This window comes from Burkholderia cepacia (assembly GCF_029962485.1).
Classification (GTDB): Bacteria; Pseudomonadota; Gammaproteobacteria; order Burkholderiales; family Burkholderiaceae; genus Burkholderia.
On the sequence record NZ_CP073637.1, the window covers coordinates 1,997,585 to 2,015,382 of the forward strand.

The following is a 17,798-nucleotide window of genomic DNA, read 5'->3' on the forward strand; positions in this document are numbered from 1 at the left end:
CGTTTCGTTTTTCCGCGGGACCTTGGCGGCCCGCGATCAGCCGAGTACGCCCTGCATCGCGCGTTCGATGTCCGCGCGCAGGTCGGCTTCGTCTTCCAGGCCGACATAGAAACGCACCAGCGTGCCGCGATGCGGCCAGTCCGGACGCATCGACGCGACGTCGTAAGGCATTGCGAGGCTGCATGCACCGCCCCAGCTCCAGCCGATCGCGAACAGGTCGAGCGACTCGACGAAGCGGTCGATCTGCTCCGCGCTGTAGCGTTCGTCGAACACCACCGAGAACAACCCGCCCGCCCCCGTGAAATCGCGCATGAACGACGCGTGCCCCGGGCAATCGGCGATCTGCGGATGCAGCACCGCCGCGATCTCCGGCCGCGCCTTCAGCCATTGCGCAAGTGCGAGCGCGCTCTTGCTGTGCGCGTCGAAGCGCACCTGCATGCTCGGCAGGCTGCGCAGCACGAGCGAGCAATCGTCGACCGACACGCCGATCCCGCAGCGCATCCGCGCAAGCTTCAGCTTCGCGTGCAGTTCGGCATTCGCGGTAATCGTCGCGCCCATCAGCACGTCGCTGCCGCCCGACTGGTACTTGGTCAGCGCCTGCACCGAGATGTCGACGCCGTGATCGAACGGCTTGAACGCGAGCCCGGCCGAGAAGGTGTTGTCGATCGCGGTGACGATGCCGCGCGCCTTCGCGGCCGCGGTGATCGCCTGCACGTCGGGCACTTCCATCGTCACCGAACCCGGCGCCTCGATCCAGATCAGCCGCGTGTCCGGCTGGATCAGGTCGGCGATGCCGGCGCCGATCAGCGGATCGTAGAAGCGCACAGTGATGCCGAAATCCTTCGCGAGCCAGTTGCCGAAATCGGCGTTCGGCCCGTACACGTTGTGCGGAATCAGCACGTCGTCGCCCGCTTTCACGATCCCGAAGTACACGTTCATGATTGCCGCGAGGCCCGACGGCTGCAGCAGCGCATGCGTGCCGCCCTCGATCTCGGCGAGCCGCTGCGCGAGCGCGAGCGACGTCGGCGTCGCGTGCAGCCCGTAGCGCCACTGGTTGTCGTTGTGCCAGACGAGCGCGCGCATCGTCGCGAGATCGGGAAACACGACCGTCGACGCACGTGCGACCGGCGGCACAAACGACCGGAAGCCTTCCGGAATGACGTCGTCGGGTTGAACGATACGGGTTTGAAGTGCGCGCTTGGGAGTGGATGCAGTCATGACAGGAAGCCGGGCACGAGGCCGTTCGGTTACGGAATATGTCGCTAGATTAGCCAAAATCGGCGCGCTTGGCCCGGTACAATGCGCGCCGCGCCCGCCAAGCCAGCGCGCGCTCAGTCGCCGGTGCGCAGGTTGACGACGCCACCCACCGTCTCGATTTCCTGCACGCGGCCGTCGCGCACCTGCAGCGCCGCGCGCTTGCCTGGCGCCAGGCGCAGCACGACCGGCTGCGGATCCGACTCGTCCGAGTTCATCCGGTCGGCCTTCAGGTCGCCCGTCGTGTCGAAGCGCCCAACCCACACGCCCGTGATGTTCGTGCCGTCGTTCGATTCCTCGATCTCGAGCGTGTCGCCGTCGCGATCGCCCGCGAGCAGCACGACCTCGCCCGTATCGGCGAACTGGTACTCGCCGTGCACGCCTTCCTCGTCCGTCTTCGGGCCGAGATGCACGACGATCGGTCGATCGCCAAGCGTGCCTTCGTAGCGCGGCAGGCGGGCGAACTCGGGATTCGGCTTCAGCGGCCGCGCCGCTGCCGGTTCATCCTGCTGCACGCCCGGCGCGACGGCCTGCGCCACGACCACGCGCGGCATCGCGAGGCCCGCTGCCAGCGCGCCTGCGACGACGAGCGCCCGTTGCCATTCCGAATATCGACCCACCTTGTATTGCTCCTTGCTTCAGATTCGCTCGAAAATCGCGGCGATGCCCTGCCCGTCGTGCGGGGCCGTGGCCGGCGTACGCGTGGCGCGTCAGCCTTGCATCAGGCGTTCCACCGCGTCGCGGTGCGGAATCGGTGCGACCGCGCCGTAGCCTGTCGTCGACAGCGCCGCCGCTGCATTCGCATAACGCGCGGCCGCGAACGGATCGTCGCCCGCGACGATCCGCGCGACGAACGCGCCGCCGAAGCAGTCGCCCGCGCCCGTCGCATCGACAGCCTCGACCGTGAAGCCCGGCACGACGCGCCGCTCGTTCGGCGTCGCGACATACGCGCCTTCCTTGCCGAGTTTCAGTGCGACGACCTGCGGCCCGTGCTCGAGCATTGCATCGACGATCGCATCGCGATCGTTCGCGCCCGTCAATGCCGTGACGTCGTCCCAGCTCGGCAGGCAGATGTCCGTCTGGCGCAGCGCTTCGCGCATCACCGCGCGGGCGCGCGGCAACGGCCACAGCTTCAGGCGCAGGTTCGTGTCGAAGCTGACCTTCGCGCCGTGGCTGCGCGCATGGTCGATCGCCGCAAACGCCGCGTCGCACGCGGCCGTGCTGATCGCGAGGCTGATGCCCGACAGATGCACGGCCTTCGCGGTCGCGAGCGCATCGAGCGGCAGGTCGCCTGTGGCATAGCGGCTCGCCGCGGAGCCCGCGCGCAGATAGTCGAACTGGTGACCATCGGCGCCGTGCGTGACGAAATACACGCCGGTCGGCGCCGTGCGATCGACCCGCACGTACGTCGTGTCGACGTGTTCCGCCTGCCACATGTCGGCCAGCAAGCGGCCGAACGGATCGTCGCCGATCGCCGACACGAAGCCCGTCGTCGCACCCTGGCGCGCCGCCGCGATGCAGAAGTTCGACGTGTCGCCGCCGAAGCCCTGCAGGAATTCGGGATGGCCCGGCTGCGACTGGTTGAATTCGATCATCGCCTCGCCGAGCGCGAGGATCTCCGGAAATGCGGCGGTCATCGCTTACACCTCGCCCCACAGATCGTGACCGTCGGCGCCCGTGATCTTCACGGATACGAAATCGCCGACCTTGTAGCGCTTCGATGCCTTCGTCGCCGGTTCGACATAGACGACGCCGTCGATTTCCGGCGCATCGGCTGCCGTGCGGCCGATACCGCCTTCCTCGCTGACTTCGTCGATCAGCACCTTCAGCGTCTTGCCGACCTTGCGCTGGATGCGGTTCGCCGACACTTCCTCGGCGACTTCCATGAAGCGCGCGCGGCGTTCCTCGCGAACGTCATCCGGGAGCGCGCCGTCGAGTTCGTTTGCCGTCGCGCCTTCGACCGGCGAATACGCGAAGCAGCCGACGCGATCGAGTTCCGCCTCGCGGATGAAGTCGAGCAGCGTTTCGAACTGCTCTTCCGTCTCGCCGGGGAAGCCCGCGATGAACGTGCTGCGGATCGTCAGGTCCGGGCAGATCTCGCGCCACTTCTGCACGCGCTCAAGCACCTTTTCGGCGTTCGCCGGACGCTTCATGCGCTTCAGCACTTCCGGATGCGCGTGCTGGAACGGCACGTCGAGGTACGGCAGCACGTGCCCCTTGAACGGGCCTTCGGCCATCAGCGGAATCACTTCGTCGACGCTCGGATACGGGTACACGTAGTGCAGGCGCACCCATGCGCCGTACTGTGCCGCGAGTTCGCCGAGCGCGGCGACCAGGTCGGTCATGCGCGTCTTGATCGGCTTGCCGTTCCAGAAGCCCGTGCGGTACTTCACGTCGACGCCGTAAGCGCTCGTGTCCTGCGAGATCACGAGCAGTTCCTTCACGCCCGACTTGAACAGGTTCTCGGCTTCCAGCATCACTTCGGCGACCGGGCGCGACACGAGGTCGCCGCGCATCGACGGGATGATGCAGAACGTGCAACGGTGGTTGCAGCCTTCGGAGATCTTCAGGTACGCGTAGTGGCGCGGCGTGAGCTTGATGCCGGCCGCCGGCACGAGGTCGGTGAACGGGTCGTGCGGCTTCGGCAGGTGCGAATGCACGGCTTGCATCACTTCGCCCACCGCGTGCGGGCCGGTGACGGCGAGCACCTTCGGATGGACTTCCTCGATCAGGTTCGAGCCGCTGGCGCTCGACTTCGCGCCGAGGCAGCCGGTGACGATCACCTTGCCGTTCTCGGTCAGCGCTTCGCCGATCGCGTCGAGGCTTTCCTGTACGGCTTCGTCGATGAAGCCGCAGGTGTTCACGACGACGAGGTCGGCGCCGTCGTAGGTGCCGGAGATTTCATAACCTTCGGCGCGCAGCTGCGTGATGATTTGTTCGGAGTCGACGAGCGCCTTGGGGCAGCCGAGGGATACGAACCCTACTTTGGGGGATTGGGACATCTGGATGTGTGGGGGCGTGGCAGCAAAAGCGTGAGTTTACAGCGATTTAGGGGTGGCGAGGCAAAACAGGCGGCCGGCGACTGCATCGACCGTCAAATCGGATGCGCGCCCCGCCAACGCCCCGTCATGCGAGGCATGCTTGATATGTCCCTTCATATTGAAGCAACGCATTGCCGTCCGATCAGCCCGCGCGATGCCCAAACAAAGGAACTTGATGCGCTAACAGCGCCACGCTTCTTTCCGATCCCGGTGTACTTCATTCGCAGGCTTTCGACCGAAAGGAAGGCGAAACGCAGCCTGCGTTCACGATCTTTCATGGGCGAGTCGCGCCGACGAGTACGACCGTTCTGCCCCAAAAATTCGAACTCGTCTCATTTCACGATGATGGGGCGCGAAGTAGCATCGCACCTGAGTCTCCCCGCCCCGTCTGCATTGCCACGTGGGGTCGAATTTGGCTCACCAGCTCGCCACGAGGCCGGGCTGCCTTCGATGTCACGAAGTCGGGCCGCACGAGCCTATCGATTGCGGTCGTGCGTCGATCGCCTTTACCCTGGAACGGGATGCCGAATGAAGGTCACCACCTTGTCCGCACTCGCGCGCCGACTTGCGCTTCTGGTCGCCGTACCGGCCTCGATGAACGCCGAGGCCGCCACGCCGACGATGGCAGAACCGGCACGGCAGCATGCCGCCGGAGTCAATGCGGGCCGATGGCCCCAAACCTCTTCGCGTGCGACAGACTGCCCAGTCGCGCCTCCATTACCGCCACGCTCGACCGGTGCACCGGCGACGAGTCCCGATTTTCCGCCGGTGTTTCAGCGTCGAACAGCCTCCTGCCTACGTTGTTTGCCGGCAAACCCGAGGGCGATGCGTCATCGAAGAAGTCCAAGCCTGACAATCGCTTCCAGGTGATCTGCACATTCAACGGAGATCGCACCGTCTGTCGTTACGCATCGACGGTCAAACAACGCATGGCCGTCAACGGACGCATCACGGCATTAATGTCCCCGCAACGCGCCATCGATCAACGTGCATCGGAAAATATGAAAGACTTCACGTTCGCCGCGCTCGACGCATGGCAGGTCAACTGACCGTCGAGCCGGCACCCGATCTTCCGCGTTCATCCTGCCTACACGAAAGGACGTTCCATGTCAGTACGACGTTTGATATGCACCGGGCTCGCGCTGTGCCTGTTGATTGCAGGCACGGCGATGGCCCAACCCGTCGACGTAGCGGGCTTTACCCACGTCCGCTCCCTGGGCGGTATCGACGAATACCGTCTGGATGCCAACGGTCTCACCGTGCTTGCCTTGCCCGATCCCGCTGCGACGGTGGTCAGTTTCCAGGTGTTGTACCAAGTGGGTTCACGCAACGAAGCCACCGGCACGACCGGCGACACCCACCTGCTCGAGCACCTGATGTTCAAGGGCAGCCGGCACTACAACAAGGCGCTCGGCAATTCACTGAACAGCTACATGGAGCGAGTGGGCGCGACCTTCAACGCAACCACCTCGATGGACCGCACCAACTACTTCGGCACGCTCGGGCGCGATGCGCTGGAAGGCTACATCGCCATCGAGGCCGACCGCATGCGCAACCTCCTGCTGCGCCCGGAAGACCTGGCGAGCGAGATGACGGTGGTACGCAACGAGTACGAGCGAGGCGAGAACAGTCCTTTCACCGCCTTGTTCCAGCAGGTCATGGCCACGGCTTACCAGGCACACCCCTACCACCATCCCACCATCGGCTGGCGTAGCGACATCGAGCATGCGAGCGTGGACAAGCTGCGCCGCTTCTACGACACCTTCTACTGGCCAGACAACGCCACCGTCATCCTGGTCGGCGATTTCCGGCAGGACCAGGCGTTGGGATGGGTCAGGCAGTATTACGGCGGCATCCCGCGCGCGCCCAAGGCCATTCCCGCTGTCACGACCGAAGAGCCGCAGCAGCAGGGGCCGCGAAGGCTGGTGCTCAAACGTGCGGGTGCAACGGGCAATCTGATCATCGCCTTCAAGGGGCCCCGCGCACTCGACCCCGATGCGGCTGCCTTGACCGTACTGGGCCTGGTATTGAGCCAGGGCAAGAGCAGCCGGCTGTATCACGCACTGGTCGACACCACGGTTGCCACGCAAGCAGGCGCCAGCTTCCACGCGCTGCGCGATCCCGGTCCGTTCGTCGTGACGGTTAGCCTGCCGCCCGACGCGAAACACGAGCAGGCCGAGAAAATCGCCTGGACCGAACTGGAGCGTATCAAGACCGAGGGCGTCACTCGCGAGGATATCCAGCGCGTGCTGGGGCCGTACCGGGCCGATCAGATCTACCAGCGTGACGGCGTCCGCTTGACGTCCGCCCGATTGGGCTACGCGGTCTCGCTGGGCGACTGGACACGGTTCGTCACCGAGCTTGAAGAACTGGAGAAGGTGACGCCCGCCGACGTGCAGCGCGTCGCCCGCAAGTACCTCATTGAAAATCAGAGCACAACCGGCTGGTTCGTTCCGGAGCAATCTTCATGAAGCATGTTCGTTTCAACCATCTGCGGACGTGGTTCGTGTGTTTCGCCGTGCTGTGGCTGCCTGTTGCGGCTCAGGCAGGCATCGCCGACCGCGTCGTACGCGCCCAGGCCGGCAGCATCGCGCTGCTGACCTATCCGATGTCGCCGCATGAAATGGTGTCCCTGTCCGGTGTCATGCCCTTGGGCGACGCCGACGCGGCCAGCAAGACAGCCAATCCGGCCGTGCCCCTGCTGACCGGCATGTTGCTGCAGGAAGGCAGCGCCCGTCGCGACAAGGTGGCGATCTCCGCGCTGCTGGACAGCCTGGGTGCGCAGTTGTCGTTCCAGTCCGACGGAGGCTACGTCGGCATACACGGCCAATGCCTGACCAAGGATCTGCCGACGCTGATCGACCTGATGGCCGAGCAGTTGCGCCAGCCAGCCTTCAAGCCGGAGGAACTGGCCAAGGCCAAGACCCGGCTGGAGGCCGCGGTCCGTAACGCCGGAGAAAACCCGTCGGTCCGGGCCAGCGAGGCGCTGTATCGGTCCATCTACCCCGACGCGCACCTCAACGCCCCAGTGCCGCGCGAGCGGATGCTCGAGGCCATTGCCGCTGCCACGCTGGACGATATCAAGGCGTTTCATCGAACCTACTACGGACCGGCACATATGACGCTGGTTGTAGTGGGTGGAGCGGACCCGCGTCGCCTGCAATCGATGGTGACCGAGGCCTTCGCGGGCTGGAGCGGTGGCAAGGACCTCGTGCGACAGAGTCCACCACCCAAGGCGAGCCAGGCCGATACGCAGCGAATCGCGATGAAGGACAAGGCATCCATCAGTGTGATGCTCGGTCAGGCCATCGACCTGCGCGCCAACGATGCCGACTACCTGCCCTTGAGCGCGGCCGTCAACGTCCTCGGGAACGGCTTCACTGGCCGGCTGATGGCGAGCGTCCGCGACAAGGAAGGCCTGACCTACGGCATTCGTGCCAGCCTGTCCGGGCTCTCCCTGATGGACGGCGGATTCTTCATCACCAGCAGCTTTGCCCCGCCCCTGCTGGACAAGGGCGTCGCCAGCACGCGCCACATTCTTGATGCCTGGTGGAAACAAGGCATCACCCAGGCGGAACTGGATGCACGCAAGGACGGCATGATCGGTCGCCATCAAGTCGCGATGGAAACCACTGGGCAGATGGCCGCCATGCTCAGCCAGACGGTGCTCCAGGATCGCCCCCTAAGCGACCTCGATACCTATCCGCAGCGCATCCGCGCCCTGACCGTCGATCAGGTCAACACCGCCATCCGCAAGTATCTGAATCCCGACAAGATGGTGTGGATCGAGGCCGGGACGTTTGCGGAGAAATAGTACGCAGCCTGCTTGTCGTTTCATTCCTACCCGGCCTCGCCGGATCGCTGCTATCGAGTGGGCAAGCGAAGAATCCGGTCCGTTTCCGGAAGCGAGCCGGCTTTCGTTTTTGGCGTCAGGAAGCGTACTCTGCCCGAGCCGAGTTAACGCTCGCTCGCGCAGCGCAGCCGAAGCATTAGTTGCTACCGCGCTGCACTGCCGTGAGGTCGAACCAATTTCCTTCCCGGTCCTAGTTGGAAAATTCCGGCTTTTGACGCTGCGGGCCGTTGCAACCACTGTCGTCGGTGGCGGTCACTCCACCAGCCATCCGGCCTCGCCCTCGACCAGGGTGCCACCATGGCTGGTGGTGTCGCCCTGGCGCGCCAGCGGCTGGCCTTCGATCTCCGTGCCGGTCGAGCCGGTTTGAATCACCGCGCCGCAACTGATGCGGTCGCTCACGCGTGCCACGGCTCGGCCGTTGATGGCGGCAGACTCGGCGCCGCTGACGACGGTCCCCTCACCGTGGATAGGACAGCTGTGTCGGTGGCCGACGAGTACGATAGGCCGCATATCAAGCTCCTTATGATTTGGACTACTTATCCATCACGGGGATCGCGTGCTGAAGCCTTCGTTGCCCTCGGAAGACACGCCCTCCAAGGCTTCCGCCGGCGGCGCTGCGCTACGCACGTTGAACACGCGGCACACCGCGTACCAGCACTAGGCGGAGAACAGGTTGTAGGGGAACAGGATCAACCACATCGGCAGCAGCCAGTTCCTCTTGCCTTGCCACTCGCCCGGCTCGCCGCTGCGCCATGAATGCTGCCAGCCGCTATGCGAAAATTGAGGCTTCCAGTCTCTTCAATCAGCCATATCGGGGCCCGTATGACTACCCACATCACGATCGAATTCACCGAACACGCAGCGGAAGCCATCGGCGAGCAAACCAGCACCAGTTTCTCCTACGACCAGGGTGCGCACGTACCGCAACCGGGCGACTTCGTCGAACTCGAGAATTCGCGGCAGACGTTCCTCGTGATCGGCCGCGTGTTTTCGCTCAAGGCGAACTACAGCGCCGTCAAGCTCGTACTCGACCTGCCACCGTCGGACGACGACCAGGACTTCAGTCCCGCGCACTGAACGACAACGAAACGCATGGCCTCGGTCTGAGCCGCTGGTCATGCGACGCACGCGTGGGTGACATCGCAGCCGATGATCGATCGACATCGGCTGCGCATGCCCTCCGCCGACGAACAATAAAAATGCCCGCCATGGCGGGCCTTGCTGGAACACGGAGCGTCACACGTTACCGCGCATCCGGAAACACCGACGCAGTCAGACACCGCTCGAACCACACCGCATCGTCGCCATCGCCGATCGGCCACATTTCCGCATCGAGTTGCGGCAAACCGGTTGCCGGTGCGGGCGCACGCTTATCGTCACCGGACACCCCCGCACGCATCCACCCCGATTGTGCGCCCCCGTTATCGCACGCATGCCCATGCGCCTGCGTCTCGCAGAACGCCACCGGGCGCACCTTCCCGCCGTCGGCCGCGCTCACCGAGCGGTACTGAAAAACCGCGCCGGTCGCCCAGTCCTCGCTCTGGCTGCAGACGCGCGCACGATGCTGCACATGAACCGCGCCGAAACACGCATATGAAACGTGTGCGCCGCTCGCATCGTCGGGAATGAAATCGCAGTTGCCATCGAAGCCGGTCAACGGGCCGCCCGTGTATTTCGCAAGCCACTGGCGCTCGGCCAACGCTCGCGCGACCAGTCCTTTACCGGACTGATCGTCCAGCTCGGTGCTGCGTCGGTCGATTGCCTTGCGCACTTCATTGACGGCTAGCGGATGGCCATCGTAATCGGCATCGAGACGGTTGTTGCGCGCGGCGATCCAGCGGCGCTGGCTGCGCTCGAGCATGTCGCGAATAGCGGCATCCGGCGCGGCCTTCAGCGCGCCCGCATAGGCCGAATTCATTCGCGCATCGGCTGCCCGCAGCACGGGGCTCGCGCAGATGCGCTTCTCGACTGGTTGCGCGGCCTTCGCGCAATCCATCGCCAGGGCCGGCAAGGCCAAACCCACGCCACACATGAACACCGAAGCAAGACCGGCCAGCCTGACGGTCGATGCCATTCGAATCCTTCGCATGCGCTCTCTCAGTTAGTTTGTTGTTCTCGGCCGCGCCGGATCGAAGCAGCATCGCCTCTCTCGCTTGCCCGGAACCGGTACCGCGCGTTGCCGTGCAGCGCCGCTCCGGGTGCGACAGGCACACACCCGCACCGGGTCGAACACACGCCTTCAGGCGCGGCGTGCCCCGGCTGTCATTCACAGGTGACTGGATCTCGATCGACTGGACAACGGTCATGCCCGCCCCATCCGCGGCGCGAGCATGTCGTGCCGACGATCACGAACGATCGTCGGCGATATCTTTCGGCAGGCGGCAGCCGCGCATCGTCGTGCCCGGGCACGCGATCGGCCGACCCGCGCCACCTTGCTTCGCGGCACCGACGCCCGACGGCTCGCGCCGCCGCGGCCGGCCTGCCGCGACATCGCTACTTCTTTTCCGGCTCCGGCGCACCCGGCTGCTTGAACGGGAACGTGCTGAACATCGACTTCGCCTGGTTCTGCATCTGCTCCTGCATCTGCACGAACATGTTCTTCGACTGCTCGATGTAGCTGGTCATCATCCCTTGCATCATCGGCGCCTGCATGTTCATGAACTGCGACCAGACTTCCGGATTCATCGCGTTGCCTTCGTACAGGTTCTTCGACTGATCCGCGAGCTTGTTCTGGATGTCGATGAACGCCTGGATGTTCTTTTCCAGGTACGTGCCCATCATTCCCTGCATCGCATGGCCGTAGAAACGGATGATCTGCGACAGCATCGACGACGAGAACATCGGCACGCCGCCGCTTTCCTCTTCGAGGATGATCTGCAGGAGGATGCTGCGCGTCAGATCTTCGTTGGATTTCGCATCGACGACCTTGAAATCCTCCTGCTCCAGCACGAGTTGCTTCACGTCGGTGAGCGTAATGTACGTGCTTGTCTCGGTATCGTAGAGCCGGCGGTTCGGGTACTTCTTGATGAGCCGTTCGGCCGTCTTCTTTGTAGTAGTCATGTAACGCCTTTCAGTGCAGCGTAGCGCAAGTGACGAATCCCCGCCGCCCGAATCCGGGAGGCGGGGGCCTTCGGAACACACCCGGCTGCGCGGCCACCCGGCCCGCGCAGCCTGGGCGTCAGCCCATGTGCAGGCCGCCGTTCAGCGAGAAGTCGGCGCCCGTCGCGAAGCCGGAATCGTTCGACGCGAGCCACGCGACGATCGAGCCGATTTCTTCGGGCCCGCCGAGACGTCGCACCGGGATCGTCGCAACGATCTTCTCAAGCACGTCGGGGCGGATCGCCTTCACCATGTCGGTGCCGATATAGCCCGGCGACACGGTGTTGACCGTCACGCCCTTCGTCGCGACTTCCTGCGCGAGCGACATCGTGAAGCCGTGGATGCCGGCCTTCGCGGTCGAGTAGTTGGTCTGGCCGAATTGCCCTTTCTGGCCGTTCACCGACGAAATGTTGATGATGCGGCCCCAGCCACGTTCGACCATCCCGTCGATCACCTGCTTCGTCACGTTGAACAGGCTCGTCAGGTTGGTGTCGATCACGGCCGTCCAGTCTTCATGCGTCATCTTGCGGAACACGACATCGCGCGTGATGCCTGCGTTGTTGACCAGCACGTCGATTTCGCCGACTTCGGCCTTGACCTTGTCGAAGGCTTCCTTGGTCGAGTCCCAGTCGCCGACGTTGCCTTCCGACGCGATGAAATCGTACCCGAGTGCCTTCTGGTCCTCGATCCATTTCACGCGGCGCGGCGAGTTCGGGCCGCAACCCGCGACGACCTTGAAGCCGTCCTTCAACAGACGCTGGCAGATGCTGGTGCCAATGCCGCCCATCCCGCCCGTTACGTACGCAATTCGCTGAGACATGAATCTCACTCCATTTTTTGGTTTCGAGAGCTGCCGAGGCCCCCTCTGACTTCACGTGGCGCCGGCCGAAGCCGCAATCGGCCGGTGCCCCGGATTCGGTTCGACGGTAACGAACGGCCGGTTACGGGCGCTCGACCGCGAGTGCGACGCCCATCCCGCCGCCGATGCACAGCGACGCCAGCCCGCGCTTCGCATCGCGCTTGACCATCTCGTGCAGCAGCGTCACCAGGATCCGGCAGCCCGACGCGCCGATCGGGTGACCGATCGCGATCGCGCCGCCATTCACGTTCACCTTCGACGTGTCCCAGCCCATCTGCTTGTGCACCGCCAGCGCCTGCGCCGCGAACGCCTCGTTGATTTCCATCAGGTCCAGGTCGCCCGGCGTCCAACCCGCGCGCTCCAGGCACCGGCGCGACGCCGGCACCGGGCCCATGCCCATCACGCTCGGATCGACACCCGCGTTCGCGTACGCCTTGATCCGCGCAAGCGGCGTCAGGCCGAGGGCCGCCGCCTTCTGCGCCGACATCACCAGCACCGCCGCCGCGCCGTCGTTCAGCCCCGACGCGTTCGCCGCCGTCACCGAACCGTCCTTCGAGAACGCCGGCTTCAGCCCCGACAGCGATTCCGCCGTCACGCCGTGGCGCACGAATTCATCGGTGGCGAATTGCAGCGGCTCGCCCTTGCGTTGCGGGATCGACACCGGCACGATCTCGTCGTTGAAACGGCCGGCCTTCTGCGCGGCTTCCGCCTTGTTCTGCGACAACGCCGCGAACGCATCCTGCTCTTCGCGCGTGATCCCGTATTCCTTCGCGACGTTCTCCGCCGTGATACCCATGTGGTACTGGTTGTACACGTCCCACAGGCCGTCGACGATCATCGTGTCGACCAGCTTCGCGTCGCCCATCCGGAACCCGTCGCGCGAGCCCGGCAGCACGTGCGGCGACGCGCTCATGTTCTCCTGGCCGCCCGCGATCACGATGTCCGCGTCGCCCGCGACGATCGCGTTCGCCGCCAGCATCACAGCCTTCAGGCCCGAGCCGCACACCTTGTTGATCGTCATCCCCGGCACTGCCGTCGGCAGCCCGGCCTTGATCAGCGACTGGCGCGCCGGGTTCTGCCCCGAACCGGCCGTCAGCACCTGGCCCATGATCACTTCGCTGACCTGATCGGGCTTCACGCCCGCACGCTCCAGCACCGCGCGGATCACCGTCGCGCCCAGCTCGGGCGCCGCAATCTTCGCAAGCGAGCCGCCGAATTTGCCGACCGCGGTCCGCGCGGCCGATACGATCACTACGTCCGTCATTTCCCTGTCCTCCAGGCCCGCACGACACGGCGCATCGTTACCGGCCCTGTTAAAAAAACTGCGGTGCACCGGACAGCGTGCGCCGCTGTCCGGTTTTCGTCAATCGCGCTGCAACACGTAGCGTCCCGGCGCCGGCTCGATCACCGGGAACTGCGCGGAACCGGCTTCGGCGGGCGGCGCCACCTTGCGGCCGCCGTACTGGTCGAGCCATTCGACCCACGTCGTCCACCAGCTTCCCGGCTGTTCGGCCGCACCGGCGAACCAGTCGTCCGCGGATTCGGGCAGGTCGCCGTCGTTGATCCAGTAGCTGCGCTTCTTCTTCGCCGGCGGATTGATCACGCCCGCGATGTGACCCGACGCGCCGAGCACGAACTTAAGCGGGCCCGACAGGATCGACGTCGATGCGTAGGCCGTCTGCCACGGCACGATGTGATCCTCGCGCGAACCGTAGATGAAGGTCGGCACGTCGATCAACGACAGGTCGACGGCGTCGCCGCACACGGTCAGCGCGCCCGGCTCGCGCAGCTTGTTCTCGAGATAGGTATTGCGCAGGTACCACGCGTACATCGGGCCCGGCAGGCTCGTCGAATCGCTGTTCCAGTACAGCAGGTCGAACGGCGCGGGCGTGCGGCCCTTCAGGTAGTTGTCGACGACGTAGTTCCAAACGAGATCGTTCGGACGCAGGAACGAGAACGTGTTCGCAAACTCGACGCCGCGCATCAGCCCCGGTTGCGTGCCGTTCTTGCCGCCGATGGTCTGCTCGCGCATCTGCACGTGCGCCTCGTCGACGAACACGTCGAGGATGCCGGTGTCGCTGAAGTCGAGCATCGCGGTGAGCAGCGTCATCGACGCGGCCGGATGTTCGCCGCGTGCGGCGAGCACCGCGAGCGCGGTCGCGAGCATCGTGCCGCCGACGCAGAAACCGAGCGTGTTGATCTGCTCGCGTCCGCTGACCTGCTGCACGGCGTCGATCGCCGCGAGCAGCCCTTCGTTCATGTAGTCGTCCCACGTCTTGTGCGCGACCGATGCGTCCGCATTGCGCCACGACACGAGGAACACCTGATGACCGTTCGACAACGCGTGCGCGACGAGCGAATTCTCGGGCTGCAGGTCGAGGATGTAGAACTTGTTGATGCACGGCGGGACGATCAGCAGCGGCCGCTCGAACACCTTGTCCGTCTTCGGCGTGTACTGGATCAGCTGGATCAGGTCGTTCTCGTAGACGACCGCACCTTCAGTACACCCGAGGTTCTTGCCGACCACGAACTGCGATTCGTCGGTCTGCGAAATCTTGCCGCGCTGCAGGTCGCCGAGCAGGTTCATCATCCCCTGCCGCAGGCTTTCGCCCTGCGTTTCGAGAATCGATTTCTGCGCGTCGGGATTGAGTGCGAGGAAGTTGCTCGGCGCGGCGGCGGCCGTCCATTGCTGGACCGTGAAGCGGATGCGCTCGCGCGTCTTCGGATCGGTCTGCAGCGAGTCGGCCAGTTCCTGCAGATAGCGCGCGTTGAGCAGATACCACGCCGCCGCAAATGCATGCGCGGGCGACGACTTCCACGCATCGCCACTGAAGCGGCGGTCCTTCAGTTCGGGGGATTCGAGCTTCGCGGCCGCGGCCTGCTGCATCAACGTCATGCAATCGCGCGCGTAGTCGGCCTGCAGCGCTTGGAGCCGTTCGGGCGGAATCGCGGCAACCGGCAGCTTCAACCCCGCGAACGGCGACGCCATGCCACCCAGCCCCGCGAGGCCGCCGAGATCGGGCATCGACGGCATCTGGAACGGAAACGACGCAGGAAACTGGAATGTCGCGAACGGATTAACGGTGGCCGATGCAGACGCGGCGCGCGCGGGATCCGCAAAACCGCGCCACGCGTTCAACCACGACTCGAACATCTGCTGCATCGGCTGGGCGGCCGGATCGAAACCGGTGCTGCCCGCGGAAGTGCCCGCCTGAGCGGACGTCGACGAATTTTTCGATGCTGTCATTACCTGCCTTACCGGTGATTCGTGAGCGTCAATCGTGAAATCCTGCTCGCGCGCGGCGTGCCGGCTGCGAGCCGGGCCGTCATGCTCTGGAGAGGCGTCTCCAGATTCTGCCGCAGTGCGGTATTTTTATCATTATCGTTTTCCCCATGTGAAGCGCCAAGTCAAACCGCTGAACATTTCTGCACGGAGATAATCCGCGTGCAACAGGCGGGACAAGGGTTCCGGCGAAACATAAAACATTTTGTTTGGCTTGACTTCGGGATTTTTCATTCAGTTGCGCGTGCCACGCCGCATTGCCGTCTAAATATCGAAATAACCCGATTTCGCGACGCAACAAACCCCGCGCGCATGCACATGCCGTCAATCGGCCAGCCAGATCACCGCTGCCATGCGGCCCGTCACGCGATCGCGCCGGTACGAATAGAAGCGTGCATGTTCGGTGACCGTACAGGCCGTCCCGCCGCTCACGTGCGCCACGCCCGCACGTGCAAGACGCAGGCGCGCGAGCGCGTAGAGATCGGCGAGAAACTTGCCGGGCGCGCCGTCGATCGCGACGAACGCGAGCCGGGTTTCATCATGCTCCGACTGCGGAGCCGTGTCGAGAAACGCGTCGCGCACGTCCGCGCCGACCTCGAACGCCTGCGGGCCGATCGCCGGCCCGAGATACGCATGCAGCGTGTCCGTCGCACCGCCGGCGAGCGCCGCGACGCGTGCCGCGGTCTGCTCGACGATGCCGGCCGCGAGCCCGCGCCAGCCCGCATGCGCGGCACCGACCGCACGGCCCTGCGCGTCGCACAGCAGCACGGGCAGGCAATCGGCCACCATCACGACGCAGACGGCGCCGGCCCGGTCCGTGACGCTCGCGTCGGCCTGCACCGGCGCTGCAGCCGCGGGCGCCGCCGCGATCACCTCGTCCGCGCGGACGATTTCCGCGCCGTGAACCTGCTCGAGCCACGCGGCGCTCGACTGACCAGCGAGGGCGAGCAAACGTGCGCGATTCGTGGCGACATGGGCCGGATCGTCACCGGTATGCAGACCGAGATTCATCCCGCCCGGCAGCGCGTCTCCAGCCTGCCAGCGCCCGTACGAGCCTTCGCTCACGCCGCCGTCGCGCGTCGTGATCAGCGCACGCACCCGCGGCGACACCTGCCAGTCGGGCTGTACGCAGTCCTGCCACGTCAACGGCGTCAGGTTCGTCATCGGCACTCACGCCTCCTCATCATCGTCCAGGTACGGCTCGTCATCGTGATACTCGCCGCCGAAATCGTCATCGTCGTAGACACCATCGCCGTCGTCGAATTCCTCGTCGCCCTGCCCGAAGCCGAGCGCCGCGACGAGGGTGTTCATGTCGTCCGGCAGCGGGCAGCGCCACTGCATCGCCTTGCCCGTGACCGGATGCACGAGGCCGAGCCGCCATGCATGCAGCGCCTGTCGCGCGAACCCGTCCGGCAGCGGCGTGACCGAGCGCTTGCCGCGCGCCCGCCCGTAGACGGGATCGCCGAGCAGCGGGTGCCCGGCGTGCGCGCAGTGCACGCGGATCTGGTGCGTGCGGCCGGTTTCGAGATCGCACTGGATCGCCGAAACCGGCTGACGTTGCCACAGACATGTGTCAACCGTGCGGAAATGCGTGCGGGCGGGCTTGCCCGACGCGCCCGTGACGACGGCCATGCGCGTGCGCTCGCGCGGATCGCGGCCGATCGGCGCGTCGATCGTGCCTTCCTCGGGCATCGTGCCCCACACGAGCGCGAAGTAGCGGCGCTTCACCGTGCGGGCCTGCAACTGACGCACGAGGTCGGTCTGCGCGGCCAGTGTACGGGCCACCACCATCAGGCCGGACGTTTCCTTGTCGAGCCGATGGACGATGCCCGCGCGCGGCAGGCCGGCCGCCGCGTCGCCGTAGCGATGCAGCAGCCCGTTGAGGATCGTGCCGCTCCAGTTGCCGGCGGCCGGATGCACGACGAGGCCGGCCGGCTTGTTGATCACGACGAGCGCATCGTCCTCGTAGATCACGTCGAGCGGTACGGGCTCCGGCGTGAACGCGAGCTGCTCGGGCAGCAGGTCGGGCACGAGCTCGATTTTCGCGCCGAGCGGCACCGGCTGGCGGATCTTCGCGGGCGCGCCGTCGACCAGCACGCGCTGCGCCTCGATCCAGCTCTGCAGGCGGCTGCGGGAGAATTCGGGGAACAGTTGGGCAAGCGCCTTGTCGAGGCGTTCACCTGCGAGCGACAGCGGCACTTCGACGACGCGCGGCGCATTGTCGACCGCCGCGGACGGCACGACGGGCGGCTGCATTGCGTCGCCAACCAGATCGTCATCGAGGGAATCCCCCGACGCAGCGTCGGAGAGCCGATCGCTTGGGCTATAATCTTCGCGATTTGGTGTGCCCGGCTGGGCATTCTGCGAACTTGAACGGGTCATTTAGACTGGGTCACCGAGACTTGAAGC

16 protein-coding genes and 1 pseudogene are annotated in these 17,798 nt (G+C 65.2%); 4 read left to right on the forward strand and 13 right to left on the reverse strand.

Annotated features, from left to right (window positions below; genetic code table 11):
• Positions 1-36: 36 nt before the first annotated feature.
• The 4 genes from KEC55_RS09270 to rimO all read right to left on the reverse strand — a co-directional run bounded on the left by KEC55_RS09270 (position 37) and on the right by rimO (position 4,256).
• The gene (locus KEC55_RS09270) at positions 37-1,218 is read right to left on the reverse strand and encodes a cystathionine beta-lyase (RefSeq protein WP_282505152.1); all 1,182 of its coding nucleotides are present in this window, start codon (positions 1,216-1,218) and stop codon (positions 37-39) included.
• Between the two features lie 113 nt (positions 1,219-1,331).
• Positions 1,332-1,874: a hypothetical protein gene (locus KEC55_RS09275; protein WP_282505153.1), complete on the reverse strand. Its 543-nt coding sequence runs from the start codon at positions 1,872-1,874 to the stop codon at positions 1,332-1,334.
• Between the two features lie 90 nt (positions 1,875-1,964).
• Positions 1,965-2,891, reverse strand: coding sequence for a sugar kinase (locus tag KEC55_RS09280; protein WP_282505154.1), 927 nt, complete (start codon positions 2,889-2,891; stop codon positions 1,965-1,967).
• A gap of 3 nt (positions 2,892-2,894) precedes the next feature.
• Entirely contained in the window at positions 2,895-4,256 is a 1,362-nt protein-coding gene (gene rimO, locus KEC55_RS09285; RefSeq protein ID WP_059234056.1) for a 30S ribosomal protein S12 methylthiotransferase RimO, read from the reverse strand.
• 707 nt (positions 4,257-4,963) lie between these two features.
• Here rimO and KEC55_RS09290 point away from each other — a divergent pair.
• The 3 genes from KEC55_RS09290 to KEC55_RS09300 are packed head-to-tail and all read left to right on the forward strand — an operon-like array spanning position 4,964 to position 8,109.
• Positions 4,964-5,344: a hypothetical protein gene (locus KEC55_RS09290; RefSeq protein ID WP_282505155.1), complete on the forward strand. Its 381-nt coding sequence runs from the start codon at positions 4,964-4,966 to the stop codon at positions 5,342-5,344.
• 57 nt (positions 5,345-5,401) lie between these two features.
• Positions 5,402-6,766 carry a M16 family metallopeptidase gene (locus KEC55_RS09295; protein WP_282505156.1) on the forward strand — a complete coding sequence of 455 codons (1,365 nt, stop codon included), beginning with the start codon at positions 5,402-5,404 and terminating at the stop codon, positions 6,764-6,766.
• On the forward strand, positions 6,763-8,109 hold the full coding sequence (locus tag KEC55_RS09300) for a M16 family metallopeptidase (RefSeq protein WP_282505157.1): 1,347 nt from the start codon (positions 6,763-6,765) through the stop codon (positions 8,107-8,109). Before KEC55_RS09295 ends, KEC55_RS09300 begins: the two co-directional genes overlap by 4 nt.
• A gap of 291 nt (positions 8,110-8,400) precedes the next feature.
• On the opposite strand, the gene KEC55_RS09305 is transcribed toward KEC55_RS09300, so the two are convergent.
• A complete protein-coding gene (locus tag KEC55_RS09305) occupies positions 8,401-8,547 on the reverse strand; it encodes a PAAR domain-containing protein (RefSeq protein ID WP_282507542.1) in 147 nt (48 codons plus the stop codon).
• A 27-nt stretch (positions 8,548-8,574) separates the two neighbouring features.
• Positions 8,575-8,658: pseudogene (locus tag KEC55_RS09310) on the reverse strand (PAAR domain-containing protein); the annotation flags it as partial.
• Between the two features lie 312 nt (positions 8,659-8,970).
• On the opposite strand from KEC55_RS09310, the gene KEC55_RS09315 reads away from it, so the two are divergent.
• On the forward strand, positions 8,971-9,225 hold the full coding sequence (locus tag KEC55_RS09315) for a hypothetical protein (protein WP_176047872.1): 255 nt from the start codon (positions 8,971-8,973) through the stop codon (positions 9,223-9,225).
• Positions 9,226-9,391: 166 nt separating this feature from the next.
• Here KEC55_RS09315 and KEC55_RS09320 read toward each other — a convergent pair whose 3' ends face one another.
• The 7 genes from KEC55_RS09320 to KEC55_RS09350 form a co-directional block, all read right to left on the reverse strand.
• Positions 9,392-10,237 (reverse strand): lysozyme inhibitor LprI family protein, encoded by an 846-nt coding sequence (locus tag KEC55_RS09320; RefSeq protein WP_282505159.1) that lies wholly within the window; start codon positions 10,235-10,237, stop codon positions 9,392-9,394.
• Positions 10,238-10,641: 404 nt separating this feature from the next.
• The gene (phaR, locus tag KEC55_RS09325; RefSeq protein WP_011549704.1) at positions 10,642-11,208 is read right to left on the reverse strand and encodes a polyhydroxyalkanoate synthesis repressor PhaR; all 567 of its coding nucleotides are present in this window, start codon (positions 11,206-11,208) and stop codon (positions 10,642-10,644) included.
• A 118-nt stretch (positions 11,209-11,326) separates the two neighbouring features.
• On the reverse strand, positions 11,327-12,067 hold the full coding sequence (locus KEC55_RS09330; protein ID WP_166964704.1) for a 3-ketoacyl-ACP reductase: 741 nt from the start codon (positions 12,065-12,067) through the stop codon (positions 11,327-11,329).
• Between the two features lie 121 nt (positions 12,068-12,188).
• Entirely contained in the window at positions 12,189-13,370 is a 1,182-nt protein-coding gene (locus KEC55_RS09335; protein ID WP_282505165.1) for an acetyl-CoA C-acetyltransferase, read from the reverse strand.
• 99 nt (positions 13,371-13,469) lie between these two features.
• Positions 13,470-15,353 carry a class I poly(R)-hydroxyalkanoic acid synthase gene (gene phaC, locus KEC55_RS09340; protein ID WP_282505166.1) on the reverse strand — a complete coding sequence of 628 codons (1,884 nt, stop codon included), beginning with the start codon at positions 15,351-15,353 and terminating at the stop codon, positions 13,470-13,472.
• A 360-nt stretch (positions 15,354-15,713) separates the two neighbouring features.
• On the reverse strand, positions 15,714-16,553 hold the full coding sequence (gene pgeF / locus KEC55_RS09345) for a peptidoglycan editing factor PgeF (protein ID WP_282505167.1): 840 nt from the start codon (positions 16,551-16,553) through the stop codon (positions 15,714-15,716).
• Positions 16,554-16,559: 6 nt separating this feature from the next.
• Complete coding sequence (locus KEC55_RS09350; protein ID WP_282505168.1) at positions 16,560-17,771, reverse strand: RluA family pseudouridine synthase; 1,212 nt, start codon at positions 17,769-17,771, stop codon at positions 16,560-16,562.
• Positions 17,772-17,798: the final 27 nt, after the last annotated feature.

Excerpts from the sequence above, each read along its gene's own strand:
- KEC55_RS09270 (WP_282505152.1), bottom strand. The coding sequence starts at position 1,218 with ATGACTGCATCCACTCCCAAGCGCGCACTTCAAACCCGTATCGTTCAA.
- KEC55_RS09280 (WP_282505154.1), bottom strand. The coding sequence starts at position 2,891 with ATGACCGCCGCATTTCCGGAGATCCTCGCGCTCGGCGAGGCGATGATC.
- rimO (WP_059234056.1), bottom strand. The coding sequence starts at position 4,256 with ATGTCCCAATCCCCCAAAGTAGGGTTCGTATCCCTCGGCTGCCCCAAG.
- KEC55_RS09290 (WP_282505155.1), top strand. The coding sequence starts at position 4,964 with ATGGCCCCAAACCTCTTCGCGTGCGACAGACTGCCCAGTCGCGCCTCC.
- KEC55_RS09295 (WP_282505156.1), top strand. The coding sequence starts at position 5,402 with ATGTCAGTACGACGTTTGATATGCACCGGGCTCGCGCTGTGCCTGTTG.
- KEC55_RS09300 (WP_282505157.1), top strand. The coding sequence starts at position 6,763 with ATGAAGCATGTTCGTTTCAACCATCTGCGGACGTGGTTCGTGTGTTTC.
- KEC55_RS09315 (WP_176047872.1), top strand. The coding sequence starts at position 8,971 with ATGACTACCCACATCACGATCGAATTCACCGAACACGCAGCGGAAGCC.
- KEC55_RS09320 (WP_282505159.1), bottom strand. The coding sequence starts at position 10,237 with ATGCGAAGGATTCGAATGGCATCGACCGTCAGGCTGGCCGGTCTTGCT.
- phaR (WP_011549704.1), bottom strand. The coding sequence starts at position 11,208 with ATGACTACTACAAAGAAGACGGCCGAACGGCTCATCAAGAAGTACCCG.
- KEC55_RS09330 (WP_166964704.1), bottom strand. The coding sequence starts at position 12,067 with ATGTCTCAGCGAATTGCGTACGTAACGGGCGGGATGGGCGGCATTGGC.
- KEC55_RS09335 (WP_282505165.1), bottom strand. The coding sequence starts at position 13,370 with ATGACGGACGTAGTGATCGTATCGGCCGCGCGGACCGCGGTCGGCAAA.
- phaC (WP_282505166.1), bottom strand. The coding sequence starts at position 15,353 with ATGACAGCATCGAAAAATTCGTCGACGTCCGCTCAGGCGGGCACTTCC.
- pgeF (WP_282505167.1), bottom strand. The coding sequence starts at position 16,553 with ATGACGAACCTGACGCCGTTGACGTGGCAGGACTGCGTACAGCCCGAC.
- KEC55_RS09350 (WP_282505168.1), bottom strand. The coding sequence starts at position 17,771 with ATGACCCGTTCAAGTTCGCAGAATGCCCAGCCGGGCACACCAAATCGC.